This is a genomic window from Chitinophaga filiformis (genome assembly GCF_023100805.1).
GTDB classification, from domain to species: Bacteria; Bacteroidota; Bacteroidia; order Chitinophagales; family Chitinophagaceae; genus Chitinophaga; species Chitinophaga filiformis_B.
On the sequence record NZ_CP095855.1, the window covers coordinates 4,736,083 to 4,759,416 of the forward strand.

At 47.4% G+C, this 23,334-nt stretch carries 14 protein-coding genes; 9 read left to right on the top strand and 5 right to left on the bottom strand.

Features of this window, described 5'->3' with window-relative positions; translation table 11 throughout:
- Positions 1-148: 148 nt before the first annotated feature.
- Both MYF79_RS18550 and MYF79_RS18555 read right to left on the bottom strand, forming a co-directional pair.
- Complete coding sequence (locus MYF79_RS18550) at positions 149-1,087, bottom strand: polysaccharide deacetylase family protein (RefSeq protein ID WP_247809140.1); 939 nt, start codon at positions 1,085-1,087, stop codon at positions 149-151.
- A 3-nt stretch (positions 1,088-1,090) separates the two neighbouring features.
- On the bottom strand, positions 1,091-1,489 hold the full coding sequence (locus tag MYF79_RS18555) for a DoxX family membrane protein (RefSeq protein ID WP_247809141.1): 399 nt from the start codon (positions 1,487-1,489) through the stop codon (positions 1,091-1,093).
- A gap of 169 nt (positions 1,490-1,658) precedes the next feature.
- Here MYF79_RS18555 and MYF79_RS18560 point away from each other — a divergent pair, with 169 nt between their 5' ends.
- The 3 genes from MYF79_RS18560 to MYF79_RS18570 all read left to right on the top strand — a co-directional run bounded on the left by MYF79_RS18560 (position 1,659) and on the right by MYF79_RS18570 (position 8,474).
- Complete coding sequence (locus MYF79_RS18560) at positions 1,659-4,865, top strand: HEAT repeat domain-containing protein (RefSeq protein ID WP_247809142.1); 3,207 nt, start codon at positions 1,659-1,661, stop codon at positions 4,863-4,865.
- Positions 4,866-4,875: 10 nt separating this feature from the next.
- Positions 4,876-6,534 (top strand): SWIM zinc finger family protein, encoded by a 1,659-nt coding sequence (locus MYF79_RS18565; RefSeq protein WP_247809143.1) that lies wholly within the window; start codon positions 4,876-4,878, stop codon positions 6,532-6,534.
- A 431-nt stretch (positions 6,535-6,965) separates the two neighbouring features.
- Positions 6,966-8,474, top strand: a complete 1,509-nt coding sequence (locus MYF79_RS18570; protein WP_247809144.1) for a reverse transcriptase family protein — start codon at positions 6,966-6,968, stop codon at positions 8,472-8,474.
- A 115-nt stretch (positions 8,475-8,589) separates the two neighbouring features.
- On the opposite strand, the gene MYF79_RS18575 is transcribed toward MYF79_RS18570, so the two are convergent.
- Positions 8,590-8,952 (bottom strand): hypothetical protein, encoded by a 363-nt coding sequence (locus MYF79_RS18575; RefSeq protein ID WP_247809145.1) that lies wholly within the window; start codon positions 8,950-8,952, stop codon positions 8,590-8,592.
- A 266-nt stretch (positions 8,953-9,218) separates the two neighbouring features.
- Here MYF79_RS18575 and MYF79_RS18580 point away from each other — a divergent pair, with 266 nt between their 5' ends.
- Both MYF79_RS18580 and MYF79_RS18585 read left to right on the top strand, forming a co-directional pair.
- The gene (locus MYF79_RS18580; RefSeq protein ID WP_247809146.1) at positions 9,219-10,337 is read left to right on the top strand and encodes a cytochrome P450; all 1,119 of its coding nucleotides are present in this window, start codon (positions 9,219-9,221) and stop codon (positions 10,335-10,337) included.
- A 244-nt stretch (positions 10,338-10,581) separates the two neighbouring features.
- Positions 10,582-12,375, top strand: coding sequence for an ATP-binding protein (locus MYF79_RS18585; protein WP_247809147.1), 1,794 nt, complete (start codon positions 10,582-10,584; stop codon positions 12,373-12,375).
- Between the two features lie 37 nt (positions 12,376-12,412).
- On the opposite strand, the gene MYF79_RS18590 is transcribed toward MYF79_RS18585, so the two are convergent.
- Both MYF79_RS18590 and MYF79_RS18595 read right to left on the bottom strand, forming a co-directional pair.
- Positions 12,413-13,393: a terpene synthase family protein gene (locus MYF79_RS18590; protein ID WP_247809148.1), complete on the bottom strand. Its 981-nt coding sequence runs from the start codon at positions 13,391-13,393 to the stop codon at positions 12,413-12,415.
- 938 nt (positions 13,394-14,331) lie between these two features.
- Entirely contained in the window at positions 14,332-15,981 is a 1,650-nt protein-coding gene (locus tag MYF79_RS18595) for a hypothetical protein (RefSeq protein ID WP_247809149.1), read from the bottom strand.
- A gap of 149 nt (positions 15,982-16,130) precedes the next feature.
- Between MYF79_RS18595 and MYF79_RS18600 the strand changes: the two genes are divergently transcribed.
- The 4 genes from MYF79_RS18600 to MYF79_RS18615 all read left to right on the top strand — a co-directional run bounded on the left by MYF79_RS18600 (position 16,131) and on the right by MYF79_RS18615 (position 23,331).
- Positions 16,131-18,728 (top strand): M1 family metallopeptidase, encoded by a 2,598-nt coding sequence (locus MYF79_RS18600; RefSeq protein WP_247809150.1) that lies wholly within the window; start codon positions 16,131-16,133, stop codon positions 18,726-18,728.
- Positions 18,729-18,942: 214 nt separating this feature from the next.
- The gene (locus MYF79_RS18605; protein WP_247809151.1) at positions 18,943-20,715 is read left to right on the top strand and encodes a hybrid sensor histidine kinase/response regulator; all 1,773 of its coding nucleotides are present in this window, start codon (positions 18,943-18,945) and stop codon (positions 20,713-20,715) included.
- A 154-nt stretch (positions 20,716-20,869) separates the two neighbouring features.
- Positions 20,870-21,844 (top strand): terpene synthase family protein, encoded by a 975-nt coding sequence (locus MYF79_RS18610; RefSeq protein ID WP_247809152.1) that lies wholly within the window; start codon positions 20,870-20,872, stop codon positions 21,842-21,844.
- Positions 21,845-22,275: 431 nt separating this feature from the next.
- Positions 22,276-23,331 carry a ParM/StbA family protein gene (locus MYF79_RS18615; RefSeq protein WP_199658837.1) on the top strand — a complete coding sequence of 352 codons (1,056 nt, stop codon included), beginning with the start codon at positions 22,276-22,278 and terminating at the stop codon, positions 23,329-23,331.
- The last annotated feature ends 3 nt before the right edge of the window (positions 23,332-23,334 follow it).

Here is a 23,334-nt window from a genome sequence, read left to right on the forward strand (position 1 = left end):
GGTCCCACCTGAAACCGCAGCAACATACCCAATAAACCACCACAAACAACAAGATCCAATCCGCGAGCTTCACAGGTTGCGTATTAGCTCCCAGCGCCCGAATGAAGCAATGCTGCCCCATCAACCAATGAAGCAGCACCGCCAATCCTTATTCCCTTATCGTACTTTTATCACTCAACGCCAGCTTCGCGATCTCATCCTTCCGTTTAAACACCACGCCCTTATGCCGCTGCATATAAGTAAACAACTCAGACGCGGCCTTTACCATTTGCGGAGATCCGCCGATACGATCATGAAAGCTGACAGACATCATGCGTCTACGGTAGGCCGATTCTTCATACAGCTGGTCGAATTCCATCTTCACCTGTTGCAGGAACTGATCAGTAGAAAACCATTGACCAGAAACCAGTACGATATCATTATTACGTAACGTATAAGGCACCACCACGAAGTCCTTATTGTTCACCTGGATGATGAAGGGCTCATCCCTGCTAAGATCATCGATATGATAGGTAAAGCCCAGCTCCTGTAATATCTTCAGCGTATTCTCCCCTCTTCGCAGCCAGTTGGCATTGTAACCTTTGGGAGTAACACCCGTTACCTGCTCTACTGCTTTCACGCCGTCGAGAATAAACTGCTTTTCCTCTTCGTAAGACATGGTATACTGTGTAGCCCAGTCGCGGCCATGTGCAGCAGCTTCATGCCCGCGTTGCACAATTTCTTTCGCCAGTGAAGGATTCTTCAATACAGCAGAACCAACCATGTGTGAGGTGACTTTGATGCCAAGTTTATCCCAGTTATCAAGCATCCGGGGAATGCCTTCTTTGTAGCCGTACTGGTACCATGTTTCCGAAGGCAGGTCCTTATATCCTTTCGCCATGTTTTGCGGGAAAGGGCTTTCTGCATTCACCGGCTGTCCGCCTGCCTCAAATTGCATAGATACACTTACCACGAGCCGCGAACCATCCGCCCAGCCAGATACCGGTTTTGTTTGTTTCGACGGACCTGCAGCCAGGGCAGACGGGCCCACCATACCGGCCATTCCTAAAAGACCGGCAGTTTTGAGAAATTCTTTTCTGGTAGTCATATATTATTTCTTAAGGAGATTATCCACTGCGCAACTATTGTATGTAACATAACTCAAAAGCAAAGCAAAAAAGGCCGCATGGACCAGTTGAGAAACGAGTGCCTCCCAATTCTCGATCAGCGTAGTGCCCAATATCAACAATATCATTACAATACTTCCGGCAACCAGCGACTGCCTGGTGAATAATCCGATGATGAGCAGCAGTCCTATGAGGAATTCTGCTATGGGAAGCGCATAACTGAAAGGTCTTACAAGTGCAGCAGGCAGCATAGCGTTCTCAAAGCTTTTAACCATCCAGTCACTGAACTTATCGAGTTTGGGTAGTCTCACTAATCCGTGTCCGAACATACTGGCGCCAATAGCCAGGCGCAGGATTAAAAAGCTGATTGTGTTGTTGATCATTTTGTGTGTATTTAACTGTTTGACAAGGCAAAGTTCGGTCGGGTAACACGCTTCCTGCTTGTACGATCAGGGGAATATTCTGTACTTTTTCAGGAAGCCTGGATAAAAATTATCCTTTTCATATTAAAAATAATATTATTTTGGCTGCTATGTTTAATGTTGTTAGCTCATGCGATTTATAAAGCAAACAAAGCTTTTCTTTAGAGAGGGGAATTCGGACAAAACCTATGAGATTGATTTATGTGAAGTTGGCCCCGGACAATATGTAGTAAACTTCCGCTATGGCAAGCGGGGAAGCGCATTAAAAGAAGGTAGTAAAACAGTATCACCCGTAGATCTGTCAGCAGCCACCGCTATCTATGATGCGCTTGAAAAGGAAAAACGCTCCAAAGGATATGCAGCTGAACAAGATGCCGGACCTGTAGCAGAATTTGTTGTTCCTGACATATCACAGGTACAGGAACCTATGCACGTAGCTATTCTGAAACGCCTGGAATATGCCCTGAAAAGACATTCCAAATTCAAAACCGAATGGAAGACATCCCGCGTCATCTGGAAAGCCGGCGAGCTACGCATCCGGGAGGCCGCTCCTTACATTGTCAAGCTGATCGAACGGGAAGATGCTATGCAACGTTATGTATCACTGTGGGCCTTAGGCCGTTGCGGCAGTGAGGCAGACATTCCCACCCTGAAGGCATATGCAGAGAACAGCTCATATCCCTATTACCAACGGCAGATTGCAGTACACGCATTATTACTCCTGTTGCCGGAGGAGGAGCGTAAACGTTATATCGAACAGTTTGAAAAGGGACTGGCGCCGGAATTTCAGGTGGCTATAAAGTCCGGCAGTAAACAGCAACTGCTGCAGTTGCTGGAAGAAAGGGTAAAGCTGCTGGTACAACCTGCCTATCCCTTACTGGAAGAGCTTTACATAACAGGCATCGCCAATCCCACGGTACGTGAAGTGTTACTGCGCTTCCTGGGCACCTTGCCATTGAAACTCAATTTCTTTCAACATATCCGTCACCTCTTCAAACAGGCGGAGTTAAGGGACGATCACGAATTGGTAGCACTGCTCACCGAACGTTTTGAAAGAGAGCAGGAAAACCCGGGAGACGGTTCTTACGCCAACAAAAAGACAAAACCCTACAGAAAGACTACCCGTCTTTATCTGCGGCGCCGGGTGTTGCGGCGCTTGAGGAAAATGGGGAAACGGGGTGACATTCAGTACGTAAGGTTCGCTACCGCTATGTTGTTGCAATACGATGCAGCCAAACATACCGGTCCTCTCACCCAACCCTGGCGCAATGCTCCCTACAATAGCATTTACAGCCCTGCTACCTCTAATCATCCGGCCCATGCCAGAGCGATATTATTGAACTATATCCTGCAGGGAGATAGTAAGGAGTTGCAGCTGGTACCGGATGGAACATTGTGGATTAAGGTAAGTGATAATGCCGCCGGTTCAAGGCAGCCCAAACAGGAAAACAAGGGAGAAAGCCTGCTGAAAAAAGTGGCTTCCTTATTCCGTGGCCGCAAGCACAATGATGTACAGCCAGCTATTTCGGCTGAACAGGTAGTGAAAAATGCGAATGCAGACAGCGAAGTGCCTTTTCTGCATCTGTGGCAACAACTCCCGCAGGCATTCATTCAACTGCTGATAAAAGGAAAACTGGACGAGATCCATGACTTCGCCCTGCATCAATTGCTGCAGCATCCTGATTATAACGCCCTGAAGGAAAAGATGGACAGCCAGGTGATACGCGCCCTGCTGGGGAATCCTTTCCGTCTGCCACAGGAATATGGTCTGCAGCTTGCACGCGAGAAGTTCGATATCAACAATCCTTCTCTGCCTATTATATTGGCATTACTACATAGCACGTCAACAGAAGCACGTGAACAAGGGATGGAATGGGCTGGCGCGAGACCGGACCTCTGCCTGGCAGATGTTGACTTCATCCGGGAACTGATCTTCTGTCCATATGAAGATGTGCGTGCTTTTGCACGCATACAGCTGGGGCAAGTGAAGCTGGGGGAAGAGAAGGTCAGACTGCTGGCAGCTAAGATCATTGCTTATCTCCTTGCTGTCAAAGATGCTGACAATCAGCTCAATGATACACTGACAGACGGCTGCCGCATCATTGAACAGCACTTAGGAGCAGCGCTGATACACCTGGATTTCCAGATCATCGAGGACCTGTTGCAAAGCCAGGTTGCTGCTGCGCAGGCACTGGCCGCCCGTCTGCTATTGCTGAAAAAGGAACAGTTTAATCTGGATCATATTACCGATAGCCTGCTGCATAGTTTACTTGAAAACGGGTATCAGCCGGTAAGAGCTGCCGGTATCGACGTTATTGGCGCTATCAGTGAAGCAGAGCTGTTGAAGCGTCAGGGCCTCCTGTTATACTGCTGTACCGCCCCGTATACCGATGTACGTAATGCCGTACGACCATTGCTGAAACGCCTCGCAGAAAAGTATGCGCCACTGGCAGTATGGCTGGTGAATGAACTGGTGCCCTTACTGATGCGCAAAGAAACTGCTGAAGGCCTTCACGCCGACCTGGCGCTGATATTAAGCAATGAGCTGGTTCGCCATCTGCAGGATATCGACCAGGCTACAGCCTTACGTTTACTGTATTCAAATTACCGCCCCGCGCAGGCATTCGGCGTGCTGGTACTGGAAAAATATATCCCGGCCGAAAGTCTCACCATCAAACAGGTCATTGCTGCGGGTAGCCATGAGCTACAGGTCGTAAGGGAATGGTGCTGGCGTTTCTTCCAGCAGCATGTAACGCGTATTCGCTATGAAAGAGATGCGGCGGTTACACTCCTGGATGCTACCTGGGAGGATACCCGTGCCTTTGCAGCGGAATACTTCCGTACGCAATTCGAGGCGGCTGACTGGTCACCCGAATCACTGGTGGCTATTGCCGACAGTGTGAACCCTTCCGTACAGGCTTTCGGTCGTGAATTGCTCACCCGCTTCTTCCGTGAGGAAGATGGCCCCGTTTACCTGATGAAACTCAGCCAGCACCCCGGTGTGGCTATGCAGTTGTTTGCAACGAACTACCTCGAGCACTATGCAGCTGGTAACCTCTCCTATCTGAAAGAACTGGAACATTATTTCAGGTCTGTATTGTCAAGGGTGAACAAGGCCCGTGTAGCGAAGGAAAGGATCTTTAATTTCCTGGAGAAAGAAGCGCTGAAATCGAGAGAAGCAGCAGTCTATATAGGAGAGATTATTGCTGATATATCCGCTACGGTGGCTATTGGCGACAAAGCCCGCTGTATTGCTGTCATGCGTAATATTCATCAGTTGTATCCTGACCTGTTCCTGCCGGTACGATTTAAGGAATTTCCTGTGAAACAATCTTAAACCCCCGAAGATGTTATTTAATTACAGATATAGCGGACAAACCGAGGTTTACAGCAATGCCACATCAGCTGGAATTTCATTTGCCCCTGACACCCGCCGCGAGCCGACATTCTTTGCCGGTAAACTGCGTAAGAAGATCGCTTTCCGTGAAGCTATTTCTGCCCTGCATGATGTAGTGGTTTCCGACCTTCGTTTCAAGCCCAAAGACAAAACAGCTTATAAGGAATGGGCCGCTCAGCAGGAATCGATATGGCTGGCAGAGTACATGGGGCAATATGATGCCGCTGCCGCCAATGAACGTATCAATGCCCTCAACCAGGAAATACGCGGCATTTACCAGGAGAAGGAAAAGGTAATGGCGCCCTACTACAAGGCTCGCCGGGCCTATTTCGACTACCTGTACCAGAAAGACAGGGATGCCTGGTTCGTGCTTGACCCGGTCATCAGCGTACATCCCGATGAGATATTCTTCGAATGTTTCAGCCAGGATGAATCAGCTTATGGTAAACTAAGTGCCAGTTACAACGTATTCAAAGAGGTGAACGAGTTCAAATGCGGCACTACCAATATTGACTACTCTGCAGCATTGTACAACGAGTTCCAGAAGATCCGCGACTATAAAGAAACCACTTTCACAGTAGACCCTGCAGGCTTTTCAGTGCAAACTACACAGGAGGAAATGTTCCGCGAAGTGAAGATAGACCTGCCCGACAGCTGGGTACGTGGATTCCTGCAGGTAAGTTCAGCCATGACTTTACCTGCCGCCAGCTTTGACCTGCACCCGATGGATGTCTACAACTTTTGTAGCTGGCTGCGTCGGTTCAAAGAAAAGAAAGGTCCGCGCTCCATTCGTTTTGTGCTGGATCCCGGCAAGCCCGTAAAAGCAATATTCGAGCCCTGGAACAAAGAGATCCTTTGTGCGCGCTCCATCTATACCGGCCCGCAACGCAGGGAGATCCGCATATGGGGCCGCAGGCGACTGCTGATACTGGAACGCCTGATCCCTGTGGCGAAGAAATTTACCGTACATCTGACCGGCAGCGGTTTGCCCTCCTTCTATGTAGCTGATCTGGGTGATATGCAGTTCACGCTGGGGCTTTCCGGATGGACTGCCAATGACTGGTCGCGCGCCGGACAGTTTGACCTCATGGCGCCAAGAGCAACAGTCGAAGATGCCACCAAACTGCGTGTATACAGCGAACTGCAGCAGATGTGGATGGGTAAACCGGAAGAAATTTCATCAAGAACAGGTGTATCTGTTCCTGAAGTATTGGCCACATTGGGCATCTATACACAGGCAGGAAAAGTGATCTATGATCTGCATACCGGTTATTACCGTTTACGTGAATTAAGCAGAGAGCCATTGCCGCTGGATAAATTGAGGTTCTCGAATCCCAAGGAGGAATCTGCAACAAGGCTGATAAAAGATGGTAAAATTACTTTCTCCGAGCAGCAGGTGCCTTCAATAGGATTGCAGATAGCCGGACAGATCACAGCTGAACGCCGTACGTACCATCCTGTTATTGTAATAGATGGCGACGAAAGGATGAGTACCGGGCATTGTGATTGTTATGATTATATCACGAACAAACTCTATAAAGGCCCTTGTGAACATATGCTGGCACTGCGTATGACACACGAGAAGAATAAAAATAATAATAACGCATAGCGGAATAAAGGAAGATGAGGCTGTAGAAAGAAATGAAAGAAAAAAATACAATATGTATTTGTTGTTTAAATAAATCTCTCTATCTTTCGCATCAGAAAAAGATCTTTGTAAAGAGGAATGATTGCACTTGCGCCTGGTTTCAGGAAGAGTGATGTTTCGTCACTCAGGTAACATGACATTTTCATGCTTCACTAAATGCAATCTTTACTTTGGGAGGGGCGTACCTACTAGTAATTTACGGTACAAGCCCCGGGGGCTTCAAATTACCAGTAGGTACGCCCCTCCCTGGAGTTGATTGATTTAGTCAATGGCTTGCACGAAGGCTGCATTCCTCTTTACACAGTTCTTTCCTGTTGAACCCCATCTCCCCTTCTGTTTCCGCTTATTCATCAACGTACACCTTTTATCAGCAATAAACCGTCTGAAAGATTATGGCAGAAGGATTGACGCGTCAGCAATTATATGACCGTATCAGAACATCCACCAAAGATGAAGTCATCCTGGAAGAAATGACCCGCCTTGGTTTCTGGAAAAAGAATACGCTTATGCCTTCCCCTTCGGAGGCCCTGATCCATAAGGAGGCAGAGCTGCATAGAGAACTTAACAAGTTAGTGGACGAAAAACGCCGCTACCAGAACCGGGAGAGAATGCTGCTCGAAATGCGCAAGCAACGTATGGCAGCAGCAAAAGCCAAAAGAGCCGAAACAAAACTGCGCAACGAAGAAAAGCGCAGAGAGAAGGCGGCGCAATGGGCTGAACAGAAAGAAAAACATATCGTATACCTGGGAGAAGATGTATCCCAGGGACTGAATAAAACTATTTCCGATACAGAGCGTCTCACCGCAGCAGGTCTGCCGGTCTACCATGACGGTGCTGCACTGGCGGCTGCAATGGGTATCAGCATCGGTAAGTTACGCTTCCTGGCCTTCAACAGGAAAGTAGCGCCTGTTACCCACTATAAGCGCTTCTATATACCTAAAAAGTCTGGTGGTAAACGCCTGATCTCCGCTCCTATGCCACAGCTGAAAGCCGCACAGTACTGGATACTGGAAAAGATCCTCTATAAGGTATCTAACAGCAATGCGGCGCATGGCTTTGTACCGGGAAGGTCTATCGTCACAAACGCAGTACACCATGTGGCACAGGACATTGTTATTAATATCGATCTGCGTGATTTCTTTCCCACTATAGAATACAAACGTGTGAAAGGGATGTTCTGCAAACTCGGGTATAGCGAACAGGTGGCTACTATACTGGCATTGTTGTGTACAGAGCCGGAAGTTGATCAGGTGGCACTTGACGGCAGGGACTATTATGTAGCCAACACCAATCGCCATCTGCCACAGGGCGCACCCTGCAGTCCGGCCATTACAAATATTATCTGCTTCCGCCTCGACCGCAGGTTCGAAGGTCTTGCCCGCAGGTTCAATTATACTTATACCCGCTACGCAGACGACATGACCTTTTCTGCCAAAGAAGCCGCTGCCGATGATGCAGGGAAACTGATATGGGGCGTAAAGCAGGTGGTAAAGGAAGAAGGCTTCGTGATCCATCCTGATAAGCTTAAGGTGATGCGGAAAGGCGACAAAAGAGAAGTAACCGGTATCGTGGTAAATGATAAGTTGAGCCTGGACAGGGAAACGCTCCGCAGGTTCAGGGCCCTGCTGCACCAGATATCTGTATCAGGATTAACGGGCAAACAATGGGGAAAGGGCAATATTGTCAGTAGCGTAGAAGGTTATATCAACTACGTACTGATGGTAAAACCTGAAACAGGTAAACAGCTGAAAGACAAATGGCGTCTACTGCTGAACCGGGATGATATCAAAGGGCAGGCACGTGCCGCTGCAACACAATCTGACGTATCAGCCACTCCACCACCCAATAAAGAGAATAATAGCAATAATGAAGGGGATAAGCCCTGGTGGAACGTAGTATAGTACACCGTCTTCTCCGGCTAACATCAAAACAAAAAGAGCCTGCATCGCTATCGATACAAGCTCTTTTTTTATAAATAGAGGATTAGTAAATCTCTGATGATAAAATTAAGCATTTTTATTGATTAAATGGATGCATATCGATCACCGTATCATTTCTGTAGTATGTACCCAGTTGCCGCTGGCCTTTTTCATTATAGGTGATGGTCGGTCCGTCTTTCTTATTACGCTTGTAAAATTGTACAGCAGCCACCTGCCGGTTGTAGTTAAAGACCTTTACATAGGAAAGCGATGTGTCTTTCTTATGCGTATACACTTCCGTCTTCAGATAAACCCCTCCCTGTCCCTGTAATGTCTCTGTAAGTTTATAATCTGCCGTATCGGCCAGTGCATATGGATCTCTGGTGTTGGGGCTTGCAGACTGCTTACATGCATAGCAGCTGAACAGCGCAGCAATGGTAATAGACAAGTAGTATCTCATATTGTGGTATTATCGCAGCAATCTATCTGGTTTTTTTGAGAATACTGTTCCGGAAGAGAGAAATCTTCAGTTGTTAACAAGCGGTTAACTTTTTCCTCAGCACATTAAACTATTTTAGTCAGGTGTATGTTAATGAGCTATAATATAGTGCTCTAGTAATCTTATCTTATATCAGGGACAATATCACAGAATCAGTATTCTACTTACAACTCAAAGATTGTATGACTCCGACAACCTTGACATCCCCTTTAACCTGGCATCAACAGATGCGGGACGAACAACCCGTTTATTTTGATCCGGCATTCAGGTTTTATTTTGGTGGCCAGGGCGCCTGGCAGGTATTTCATCACAAAGACGTGCAAAGGGTGCTGAGCGACTATGAGGTTTTTTCCAATGAGTACATGCCCAAGTCTGACGATAATCTGCTGGGCAGCAACCTGAACCAAACCGACCCGCCACGTCACCGCCAGTTGCGCGCATTGGTAACAAAGGCATTCTCTCCATCCATCGTCTCCAAAATGGAAAGCTGGATACGGAAAGAATGTAATGAGTTGCTGGAACCGCATTTGCAGAAAGGAGAAATGAATTTCGTAAAAGCATGCTCGATTCCGCTTCCCGGCAGGGTTACAGCACAATTACTGGGCGTACCCAACCAGGACCATGACCAGGTAAATGCCTGGATCAACGCTATCTCCAGTGATCTTGCCGTAATAGGTATGGATGCCTATTTCCAGGCCCAGCAGGAAATGGGTAAATTATTTATGACCTTACTGGAAGAACGCTCCAAACAACCGCGCGCTGACCTGATATCTCACTTATTACAGGCTGAAATAGACGGCGAAAAACTCAGTCTGCCTGACATACTGGCCTTCTGTATTGCCCTGCTGATAGCAGGTAATGAAACTACCAATGGTTTCCTTGCCAACGCTATGTATACCTTCGCAACCCTTCCTGCAGTGCAGGCACATCTGGCAACTAATATTAAAGACCTTCCCTCTGCACTGAACGAAGTATTACGTTATGAGCCTCCCGTACAGAGCATGTGCCGTATTGCCACGATGGATGTGGAGCTAGGCGGGCAACACATCAAAAAAGGGGATCTCATGAACGTATGGCTAACGGCAGCCAACCGCGATCCTTCCGTATTTACCGATCCGGATACTTTTAAGATCAACAGGGACAACATCAAAATGGTGAGCTTCGGACATGGCCCGCACTATTGCATAGGTGCTATGCTGGCCAGAATGGAGGCGAAGATCGCCTTTGAGATCATCTTTGAAAAGATGAAGAACATACAACTTAAGCCAGGCCAGGCGCCAATAAGGAACCCAAGCACTATAGTAGCAGGATTCCTGGACTTACCTATTGTATTTGAACAAAAATAAATATAACAAAGCACTAAAGGAAACGGTATAAAAAGTATACTGATTATACTAAGTAATATAATTTGAATGTATGTAAATTGCAGGTGGAACTAGCCCCAGAATTTTTATATTATACCACTGCTTACAGACGACTAGCTACAAAAACATCCGATTGAAAAACATTGACAGAATGGACCGAGTACATGTTGGGAACCTGTATTGATCCATAATTGTATGTCCCCTTTTTAACGTAAATGATTGGTGCATGACGCTACTACAACTACTAACTATTGCTGGCTGCAGCAAAGAACCCGATGAAGACAAAAGACGCACGCTCAAAATAGTGAACACTATTTCGCTGATTACTGCTGCCATGTCGGGCGCTTTCGGCCTCGGCTGCTTTATAACAACAGGCAATGTCGCTATTTCCGCCCCTGCCATGATAGAATGCGGCCTGCTATCGACCGTCATTCTTTTAAATTTCCTGGGCCGGAATGCGGCTGCGGGGCTGGCGCTGATCATTATCAATAATATCAGCATCCAGTACTACAGCGCTATCATGGGCAGAGTTACCGAGGTTCATCTCCTCTTCATTTTCCTCATAGGGCTTTCCCTCCTGGTATTTGAAAAGGATAAACCCAGGCGTGTCTTCAGCATCGCGTTTACCATCTTCGCCTTCCTCATCGGGGAGATCAATATGTACAACGGGTTTATATCCCCTGTTGTACCTCCTGAGGATCATATGGAAGCCCAGTTCATCATCAGATGGGTAACCATTCCAAGCATCCTGATCCTCGACCTGCTGGTGATCTATTATTATGTGAGGAATATCGAGAGACTGCGGATCAAGGAAATGCTGCATGTACAGGAAATGCTCGACACCGTGAAAGAACATAATAAAGACCTGGAAGTCCTTACCGCGCAGCTGGCCAAAGCCACGGATGCAAAAACAGTCTTTGTGCGCGAAACCAGCCATGAGATCCGCACGCCCCTGAACGCTATCTTCGGCATTAGCCAGCTTTTGCAACTGAAAGTGGATCAGGACCGCTCCCTGGCTCCCATCAAACAGCTGGCCGACCATCTGTATGCAGCCAGTTACAACACGCGCGATATCATCAATAACGTACTGGAATTTTCCCGCATAGAAGCCGGTAAACTCGATACCCCGCAGGTGGCCCCACTGAACGTCAGGGAATGGATGGAAGGTATCGTTAACATGCATCAGTATGTGGCCAGTGTGAAAACAGTAAAGATTAAAGCAACCCCCGATCCGGAGCTCCCCCAGCTTATCCTGGCCGATAAGATATTGCTGACGAAAACACTGAATAACCTCCTATCCAACGCCATCAAATTCACCCGCCAGGAAAGTATCGTAACACTCGACATTTTCAGGAATGAATATAAGTGGTGCCTGCAGGTAACCGACCAGGGCGAGGGTATCAGTAGTGAACGGCAGTCCACTATCTTTGATGCCTTCGTCACCGAACGGAATATCTTCCTGGAGGGTACCGGCCTGGGGCTACATATCACCCGTCACCTGGTCACTTCTATGGGCGGCGAGATCAAAGTCTACAGCAAGATCGGCAAGGGTACTACATTTACAGTCATCCTTCCGCTAAAAACACCTGCCGTTATATGCAATAACGGATTGGACGACGATAGCGGATCTGTCAATCTCTCCGATACCAGCATCCTCATCATAGAAGACGATAAAATGAGCCAGATGGTGTTGTCCCGTTTCCTGAGTGGCATGGGCAGCCGCATCATACTGGCGGCAGACGGTCTCGAAGGATTGCTGCTGGCCAGAGCCTCCAGGCCGGATATTATTATACTGGACTCCCATATTCCAGGCATGAGCGGTAAAGATACACTGGAACAGATCCGCACAGACGATGTACTTAAAAATGTTCCCGTGATCATAGCCAGTGGAGATGCATTTAAGGAAAACAGTGAAGAACTTTTACTGGCAGGAGCAAATGAGTATCTCGTAAAGCCAATAGATTTCAAAGTTTTGCATAGTACACTGTCAAAATACCTGAGAGCTAACGCCCACCACTAATTCCCCCTATAATTAGTGATGGGCGTATCGCCTTTTATTAAGCTGTCTCCAGCATCGTAAAATGATACCTGTCCGTATCCCGCACGCTCCAGTCAATATTTCCTTTCATCATTACCGCCAGCGCATCTACATAACGACGCAACTCTGCGTCGGTTGTTGTACCGAATGATGGCAGGCGGCGGGATAAACGTTCAAACGCCATCACCTGTTCATCATGTATCTGTACGGCGGCTGTAATGGCTTCGTCGATGGTACAGTCCCTGTTATTGCGGATCAACATAACAATGTTCATTTCATCTCCCTGTTCGAGTTCCTTATTAAAGGAAAACAGGTCATTGGCCCAGCAGATGGTGTTGCTGCAAAGTTGTATCAGCTGCTGCACGGTGCCGTCAAGAAATACGTAGTCTGGTAAGGAAAATCCCTCTATCGCTTCCAGCAAATAGGCGAAAAAACTGGCCCCGCTGAAAAAAGGTCTCCATTTCATATACTCTTCCAGTGTTGGCAACTGAGCACGGCTCACCTGCTCAATACGCCATAGGTTAGCGGCAAACGCCTGCTGCAGGCTTTCAATAAAACGTACCTGCCAGCCCAGGTTACCCAGCTTGCGGATCCGTTTCCAGAAATCGCTGATCGCGCTCAGCACAGGCCCTCCTTTCTCAAGAGATACCTGCCTGTTGTGCTTCATAATACTAATCAACGCATGCACAAGCCTTTCAAACTGCTCTCTTTGCTTGATGCCGTCAGTACCTTCTCCATGTTCGTCGAACTGGTCGTCCAGTACAAACAGCAAGGTATTAAGATCAGCTGCAATGCCCAATGCATACAGATCGGCAGTCGGGAACATCCGGGCCACCATCCAGGTGAATTTTTGCCTGTGATAATAAGTCCATGTTTCTTCATTTGTAACGAGCTGGTGTTTTTTTACCCAAAGAGTAGTGTGTCTGTCTGCTTTGTCTACGTAAGGATTAAGGGTAGTCGGAAAAGGGCAGTATAGGCCCGGCAGCTGATGTGTGTACATAATAGGAATTGGTTTTTGGATAATGAAAATGAACAAACACTACACAGGGGGGCTTGTGAATCACATGACAAAGTAAAAGACCCAGTCAGGGCCTATTGCACACACTGCAGACAGGATTTATACAGCGCTATGGAATATACATGTTTATGGAGAATTAATCAAATACTTTGAATAGTGCTGATCACATCTCCGGTTCAGGGATCATAATGCAATCGGAAGTAGCGTTTGAGTATGGGGTCACTGGCTGTGGTTTCTGTTCCTTTGCTATTATCTGCGCTAAGTGGTCTGCGAGCGCTGACTGTGGTTTCTGTTCCTTTGTTACGATTATCTGCGCTAAGTAGCCTGGTTTCAGTATGGGATCACTGGCTGTGGTTCTTTGAAGCTGCGTGCTATTAAGCATTTGAAATCGTGTGGACTGTTGGATATGTATGAAACCCCTATCAATCGTTTGAGCATGCTTCAAACAACTAAGGCCGGTGATTCCCATCTGAAACCATTGCTACTTAGGCGCGGCTTCTAAATATTATTGCCCTCTAGCCTTAATAGAGTGGGAACATTTCATACGGCACACAGTACTAACAGAGGTTGTCAGGAGAGTTTAGCCTAACTATTGACTATGGACTTTACCGGCAACCCTATCAGGTTTCCCTGCTAGAACGGGGGATAATATATGCTAATAGGGAGAGCGTAAGTAGCACCGGTTTCAGATGGGAATGTCGGGCCTTCGGCTCTCCGGCGACACGACCGGTGCTGCCCTATCGATTCCCTATCCCTATTCGATTGAAAAAGCCCAATCGACTTCCGGAGAGGCGCCGACCGACATCCCATACTGAAACCGCAGCTACTTTGCGTGAATAATACAATACTTTTCCAGGTGAAATGTAGTACATATACGCAAACCGGAACCGCAGTTATTTTGCGTGAATAATAACGACAACTTAAAACTTCACCCAGGCTATACACGCCTTCTTCTCCTCTCCTTTCCGCGTGATCATAATGGTCGTATAAGTAGCTTTCTTCTCATCATAGTCAGACGCACCCAGCATACAATAGTATCCCTTGAAAGTTTCAGGCGTACCAAACAGGAACAGCCTTTCCTGGCTGGCATCCGTACACCGGTAACAAACCGTGTTCGCTTCTGTAAGATACCTTAGCGGCTTTTTATCCTGGTAGGTACCTCCCTGATCCAGGTAAGCAAGATAGTCATTGAAGATGATGTAAGTGGCTTTCGGCGTAGGCAGATATTCGTATGACAGGTAAGGCGTCGTATTCAACACCTGTATCCTGTTTCGGAAGTACCACTGCCCTTTCTTTTTACGATGAAAATACAGGGGGTCATAACTACCGTTCGCGATCTGCATTTTCACCAATGCGTAACCAGATTGCTCATGACCACTGGCATCTAACCTGCTCACACCGATATCGTTCATATTGGTATGCATCTTATTCCAGGAATTACTGCCGGTAGTGGTGAACTGGCTCATGGTTTCCAGGAGTATGGTACTACTGCCATCTTCATGTGTGATGAGCGCCTGTGGCTGCCCCGTATAGGCATCCGTATATTTCATCTTCTGCTGGGCAAAGGCAGTGATCTTATCAGTCGCCAGCGGCTGACTGGTTTTAGACGCAAGCGTGCCACCGTCCAGGTAGTTCATATAACTGGCAGGTACAGGTGTTTTGGATGACTGGTTATTGGTTGTGGTCAGCAGTACCTGCAGGCTATTCACGGCAGCTGCATATTGGATGGAAGCATGGATATCCGTGAAGTTGGCCGTATAAGGCAGCATAGTATGTATGAAGCTGCTGTCGTTCTTACCAATGGCAGATATCACCACCAGGGCACTGGTATCTTTCAGGCTTCTGCGGCTGCTAAGCGCTACGGTGGCCAGGTATATTTTCTCCGCTCCCTGTACCGCCATGTCCATATAACCCAGGTAGGGATAGTCTGTTTCGGAAACACTGTAAAAGCTACGCCTGATCAGTTGATGATCTGGTGTAAAGTGCAGTATCTGTACCCTTTCCGCTGCGGATTCCTTCCGTTGTAGCTCTCCGCCGGCAAAGGAGGCCACTGCATAGTAACCGCTCATCGGGTCTTTCGACACATAAAAATCGTGCGAGGCAAGGTTGTCCTGCACCATTACATCCCGGTGTAATACAGTAGGCAATTCGCCCAGTTTGTCCTCCTGTATCAGCTTACCATTGTTGCCATCCAGCACCAGGCGGTACAGGTTAGGCTTGTACTTCACAAGCTGTTGCAGGAAGATCACTACCTGGTTATTAATGGCATAGATACCATCAATTTCCGTGTCGTTCATGTTAGACGCGTCCCACAGGTTTCCCTTGATCACCTCTGTGGCCGCTATTGAATGTTGTTCGTTATATATATTCACAATGATCCCCTGCTTCTTGTCAAAATGCAGGTAACAGGTATTTCCACCGGGCAACAGCACAAGTTTGTCAAAACCCTCCCCGGGCTCCGGAAACGTAGCACTAAGCTGTACAGATGGCGCTGGTGTGGGTGTTTGTGCAAAAGAGTGGCTGGTGAATAGCAGGAAAAACAGGCCCATGCCTGTCCGGAAGTATTTCATAGGTTAAAGTATCTTTCTGCCGGTAAAGATATATTTTTTTTCAAATGTGTGTTTGGCTGTCACACAAATTGCACTGTACTTTATGCTTTTTCGCTATGAGCTTAAATGGCTTTTCTTATATTTATGGCTATTTCCAAATTGAAACACTAATGACAATCAACAAAATCCTGCTCTGCTCTGGTTTTCTGCTGGCAAGTTTTGTCCATGCGGCAGTTGGACAGACTGCTACTTCAAAGTATGACCAGCACGAGGCCTTTAGCCCCCTGTTTTATCCTACCAACGGTAACGAGTATCGCAGCGCCTCCGGCGCCCCTGGCCACAAGTACTGGCAAAACAGGGCAGACTATGCCATCACCGCTGTTCTGGACACCGCTACTCACCGTATCAGCGGTGCTGTAACCATCACTTACAAGAACAACAGTCCCGACAAACTGCCTTTCCTCTGGCTGCAGCTCGACCAGAACATCTACAGGGAAGATTCCCGCGGCGCTGCTACTACAGTGGTAACCGGTGGTCGTTTTGCCAACCGCTCCTTTACGGAAGGCTATAACATCAAGTCCGTAAACGTAGTGATCAACGGCAAGAAAACAGCTGTAAAATATAATATTACCGATACCCGCATGCAGCTGATCCTGCCTGAAGCCCTGAAAGCAGAGGGCGGCCTGGCAAAGATCTACGTAGACTATGCATACGAGGTGCCGCAATATGGAACTGACCGTACCGGCCGCCTGCAGACCCGCTATGGCTGGATCTATGAGATCGCACAATGGTACCCGCGTATGGAGGTATATGATGATGTACTGGGCTGGAACTCTATCCCCTACCAGGGTGCTTCGGAGTTTTACCTGGAATATGGCGACTTCGATTACACCATTACCGCTCCTGCGGGTATGATCGTAGCTGGCTCCGGTCAGTTACAGAACGAAGCCCAGGTGCTGACCGCTAAACAACAGGCGCAGCTGGCCAAAGCGCGTAACAGCGACCAGACGGTGATGATCAGGGACAGTGCAGAGGTGGCATCAGCACAACCTAAAGGCGGCATGCTTTCCTGGCACTTCCTCTGTAAAAATGCACGCGATGTGGCCTGGGCAGCTTCTACCGCATTCGTATGGGATGCAGCCAGAATTAACCTTCCAAGCGGTAAAAAAGCACTGGCGCAGTCCGTATACCCTATAGAAAGCATCATGGCGCCTAATGGCTGGGTAAGATCGACAGAATTCGTAAAAGGCTGTATTGAGATCTACTCCAAACAATGGTTTGAATATACTTACCCTGTTGCCACCAACGTTGCAGGTATCGTAGGTGGTATGGAATATCCCGGTATCGTTTTCTGCTCTCATAGAAGTACCGGCGGTGGATTATGGGGTGTAACCGATCATGAATTCGGTCACAACTGGTTCCCGATGATCGTAGGCTCTAATGAAAGGAAATATGCCTGGATGGATGAAGGCTTCAATACTTTTATCAACGATGGCTCCGGTAAAGTATTCAATAACGGAGAGTTTTACCAGAAACAACAGGGGCAGTCAATGGGACGTGCTATGAGCGGAGATCCCATCATGAGCACTCCTGATGTGATCCAGAGCAGTTACCTGGGTATTGCAGCTTATTACAAACCAGCAATGGGCCTGGGAATACTGCGCGACTATATCCTCGGTAAAGAACGCTTCGACTATGCCTTCCGCACCTATGTTGAACGCTGGGCATTTAAACACCCTACGCCGTGGGATTTCTTCCGTACAATGGAGAACGTAGCAGGTGAAGACCTGAGCTGGTTCTGGAGAGGCTGGTTCCTGAACAGCTGGAAGCTCGATCAGGCCGTGAAAGATGTAAAATATGTGAACAACGATCCTGCAAAAGGCGCACTGATCACTGTAGAAAACCTCGAGCAGATGGCACTCCCGGTAGTGCTTGCCGTTACCGACAGCAAGGGCCGGACAGACACAGTAAAACTGCCTGCCGAGATCTGGCAGCGCGGCGGCAGCTGGACCTTCAAACATAATTCAGATTCCAGGATCACTAAAGTAGTAATTGATCCTGACAAAGCTTTCCCGGATGTGGATCCTTCCAACAATGTCTGGGCCGGTGGTTCGAAGAAAGTACCTGCCAATGTGAGCGCAAAGGACGTTCTCAACAAATACCTGCAGGCCATTGGTGGTGTTGATAAGGTCAACGCCATCAAAGACCAGACTATCACGGCTACCGGTTCTGTTCAGGGTACTCAGATCAAAATGACAAAGAAATTCAAATCGCCCGACAAATTCCTGCTGGATGTATTCATCCCGATGATGAATGTTCACGCTACCAAACTTGTTGTAAACGGAGATAGCGTTTCTGCTATACAGATGGGTACACCTACACCGGTAGATGCTGCATCCAAAGAACGCATCAAAGCTAACCTGGCGCTGATCCCGGAAGTGGGCTACCTGAAAGATGGCGTTGAAATACACCTGTCGCCCAACATCGTTACTGACGACAACGGTACCGACACTTATCTCATCACCGTAAAAGAAGATGAGGATCTGGTTACTGAGTTATATTACGATGTTACTACAGGCTTCCTGGTAAAGAAAATAAGCCGCAGCGGAGAACAGGAAACTGGTGCAATTGAAACCAGTGATTACAGAGACGTAAACGGTGTGAAATTCCCTTTCCTGCTGAAGAATAATATCGGTGGACAACAGATCGATTTCAGGGTAGACGAAATAAAAACAAACAGCGGTCTTACAGATACCGATTTTAAATAACGTATACAGAAAAGATTATTTGTTGAAGGAGAGGCCCTTCTGTTGGTAAGTACTTATTATCCGGCAGAAGGGCCTCTCCTTTGGCTTTTTTTGTCCGTAATTATTTATATTGTGGATTATTACCTGTCCTGACTAAACAGGACAACTTGTGTATCATACAGGCCTATAACAACACTAACAAACCCCGGAAGCAATTCCAGTAAACCCAACGCGAATGACGATAAAGGGGACATTTCGAGCAATTACCCTGATTGGTGCAGATACCCTTGATCTAAATGAGAGAAGCAGGATCATTAAAGTAAACATTCTCGCCATAGTCACCGGTGTAATGGCATTATTCTTCGGGACATTCTTCTATATTGTCTCAGGAAAGCTTGGTCTTTTTTTAGGCACTTTCGTGGAAGGATCTGCCTGTTTTTATGTTATATTCCTCAACAAAAAACGCAAGTACGACATAGCCGCATTCTATCTGCAGATGATCCACAACGCAGCGACATTCTATTTTGGCTGTTTACTGTCGGACGTTGTCGAAGCCAGTTTGCTCGCTATATTTCTCATCGGAACATCCCTGCTGATTGTAAAAGATAAAATGTTCCGCACTACCTGTATTGTAGTGGCAATGATCACGCTGGTCATGCTCGAAGTGAACAGGCTGGCGGGCATTATTCCGCCATATGATTTTAACCCGCTCAGCAAGATCGTTATCCATTATTCAGCTATACTTGTCATTGTATCCCTGAACATTCTCATCATTATGTTTTACGTAAAGCATAATGATGAACTGCTCAAGGCGCAGAAAGAACACAGCGAGAACCTGGAACATCAGGTGCAGATCAGGACTGCTGAACTGGAACAGGCCAATAACTATAAAAGCGTTTTTCTGCGGGAAACCAACCATGAGATCCGCGTGCCACTGAATGCCATCTACTCCATCAGTCAGTTACTGCTGATGGATGCAAAAAAGAATAATGATACAACCTATATAAAACAGGCAGAACACCTCTGCGCTGCCAGCCATCACGCCCTGGATGTGATCAATAACGTGCTGGAATTATCGAGAATAGAAGCAGGCAAGTTGCATGAAGTACACAATGAGGCTTTTGCCATCAGAGGTTTGCTGGACAATATCGTAGACACCGGCCAGTACATTGCGAAAGCAAAGGGTGTGCATATTGTACCGAACTATAATAAACGGAAACTTCCCACGCTTCTGGTCACCGACAAGGTAAAACTCACCCAGATCATTAACAACCTCCTGTTCAATGCAGTAAAATTCACGGCAGATAACAGCACCATTACTTTATCGGCGACTGTGGAAAATGACACCTGCTGCATCAAAGTAAAAGACCAGGGAGAAGGCATCAGCCAGGATATGATAGCTCCTATCTTCGATCCTTTCATTACAGGATGGAACAGCTTTTCCGGTGGCACCGGCCTGGGACTGCACATTGCCCGACATCTCGCTAACCTGCTGGGAGGTAACATTTCGGTGGAAAGCGTAGTAGGGAAAGGAACGGAATTCAGCTTGAGTTTTCCCTTGCAGGCCTGCGCAGTACCTGCCGCACAGGAAGAAGTACCTGAAATACGGATGGACGAGGCTCCTTATGCCGGCGTAAAAGTGTTGGTCATAGAAGATGATGATATGAGCCGGATCTATCTGACACAATACCTGCGGAGGCTGGGATGTGAATTGGAATCCTGCGGTACCGGCGCAGACACGATAGATTTGTTGCATCATTACACCCCCGATATCATCCTGGCAGACAGGCATCTGCCGGATATGGAAGCCGGAGAGATCCTGGCCTATGTAAGAAACGCACCTATGCTCAGAAGAGTTCCTGTGATAGTCATTTCAGGCGACGTTTTCGAAGAAGACAGGATCGCGACGATCGAAGCCGGCGCCACTGATTACCTGATCAAACCGGTCGATTTTAAACTGTTGAATGTTGCCCTCAAAAAATGCCTGAATAGCCCGGCATTACTATAAGCTTTCTTCCCCCTGTTGACGGATCATCCTGGTCCAGGCCGCATAACTACTCATCTTCCTGACTCTCACGTCATTTGACTGCGATTATGTCGCGTCATCACAGTACATTTTTGTCTGAATTAGTTTTCTCCTCTCACTTTTAAACCCAATTTTTATGCAACCAATTAACGTTCCATTACTCAATTGTCCGTTTGAGGCAAAGATCAGCCCTTTTGTGTCTGAAATTGACAGGCACACTTCCTCCTGGCTGCAGGAATTCAACCTGCTGCAATCAGACGAAGCGTACGACCGCTTCCGTAAGTACAAATTTGCCTGGATGACGGCCCGCACCTATCCGGACGCAGACCTGGATTTCCTATGCACGGCCAATGATCTGAACACCTGGCTGTTTGTACTGGATGATCTGCTGGACCATGTTACTCCCGAGACTTCAGCGTACCGGGAGCAGGGCTACCTGCAACAGGTTATTACTGACTTTGTTAATGTACTGCGGTACGACAAATGCATCGGCAGGGAAACCAACCCGGTACTCGCAGCGCTTAGCGACTTCTGGAACAAGATGCGGCAGCTAAGTACAGTGTCATGGCAATGCCAGTTCACACTCAGCCTGAAAGCCACCTTTGAGGCTGCTGTATGGGAAGCTGAGAACGCGAAACAGCGGAGACATCCTTCCGTGTTTCAGTACATGCAGATGCGTCCTTTCTTCAGCGGCGCCAACCTGGGCACAGACATGCTCGAAGTAGCAGCACAGACCTACCTCCCTGTTTTCGTACTACAGAATGAGCAGTTCCAAAAGCTGGTCGACCTTGCACGGCGGGCAGTATGCTGGGCGAATGATCTCTTTTCACTGTCCAAAGAACTGGCCCATGGAGACGATCATAATCTTGTAGTGGTGATCGAACATGAACAACAGATCAGCCTTGAGGAAGCTATTGCTGAAACAGCCGCTATCCATAATCGGGAAATAGCGCTTTTCAACGAGCTGAGAACCCAGCTGCCTTCATTTGGCGCTCACATCGACCTTTCCATCCAACGTCACCTGGATGCATTGGGAACCATGGTACGTGGGTTCATGGACTGGTCCATCTACGATACCGCCAGGTATGAATTCAATTACACTGCCAGATAATGCTATCCTGTAAATAATGCTATCCTATGGCCTGGCAGGAGCCTTTTCCTGCCAGGTATCTCCCCCGGCTGTACGACCTGCTGTAACTGCGGTCACCACCGTCGGCAGCCGGTAATAAGCCCTGGAAGCTGCGCAGATGCCTTCCCCCGAAACCTGTCGGCCGTAACTTGTCTATCTATTGCGTTGCTAACCATTTCATAGCAATTTTGCCAATCCGGTAAGATGCTGATAATCAACATATTTAAAAAGTGTTCAGTTTCCGCTTGGTAATGTTTAATATAATTTTATATATTTAACGTCGTTGTAGTGCGGGAGTAGTAATGCCCCTCCCAGTGGAAAAACCTAATGCCCTGATTGCCAGACGTGAAAGATAGACCCGGTTTATTGAAAACTAAAACCTGAATTTTAATCATATACATAATCCTGCTATCATGAAAGTAACACCTATCAGCTTTCCGAGTGTTTTCGAAACTGCGTATGGTAACACAGAAAATTCCTCAAAAGACTTATTGAATGGATTGAAGATCAAAAAAGATGAAAACTGGTATATAGTCGGGAACCTGGCAAGACGGGGTGGGATCAACCCTGGTCGTGTCACCAATGCCGCCCCACAGGAGGACGATTATGAGATCCTGTTCAAGGCCGGACTGGTGAATGTACTGGATAGGGTGCAGCAGCCATTGTCCATTACCATGGGTTTTCCGTTTTCAACGTACAACATCTATAAAGGCGCAGCAGAGAACTTCCTGAACAAACGCCATTTCCTCATAGAATATGATACGCATACTTTCAACAATAAAGGCGCTATCAAAAAAGGGATGCTGGACATTGAGCGGTATGAAGTGATCCCAGAGATTGTGGGAGGTATTATCGGTTTGAAAAAGACCATCAGTGATCCTAAGACTGAAAACTTTATCGCTGTCAGTTTCGGTTTTGGTACTATTGAGGGAGGTATGGCAACGGCGGATGGCCTCATTCACCGTACCTGCTTCAGCTCTCACGGTATCAAGTATGCCATCAACAACCTGGCCCGCGAGCTGAACAAACAATACTACCTGGATATGAAAAATGAGCACCAGCTGGACGATGCTTTCATGAAAGGTTCTATCTTTACCAACAGGAAACGTATTGACCTGAAGGATGTACGCAAGGCTTTATTGACCCAGTACTACAAGGAAGTGGTGTCTCCGCTGATGAGGAACTACTTTACCGACCAGGACTTTGAAAACTGTAGCAAGATCTACCTCATGGGTGGAGGTGCACACTACCGCGAACTGACGGATGCTTTCATGGAAGATTTTAAAGACTTCATTCCCGTTGAAGTAGCACCGAATCCTGAAAATCTTGTAAGCATAGGCTATTTGTACAACTCTTTAAGAATATCAGACGACAAACATCATCGCAGTGTAGGGCTTGACCTGGGCAATGCATCCTCGATCATTTCTATTTTTGAAGAAGAAACTTTATCTGCTGGCTCAAATTTGTGATGT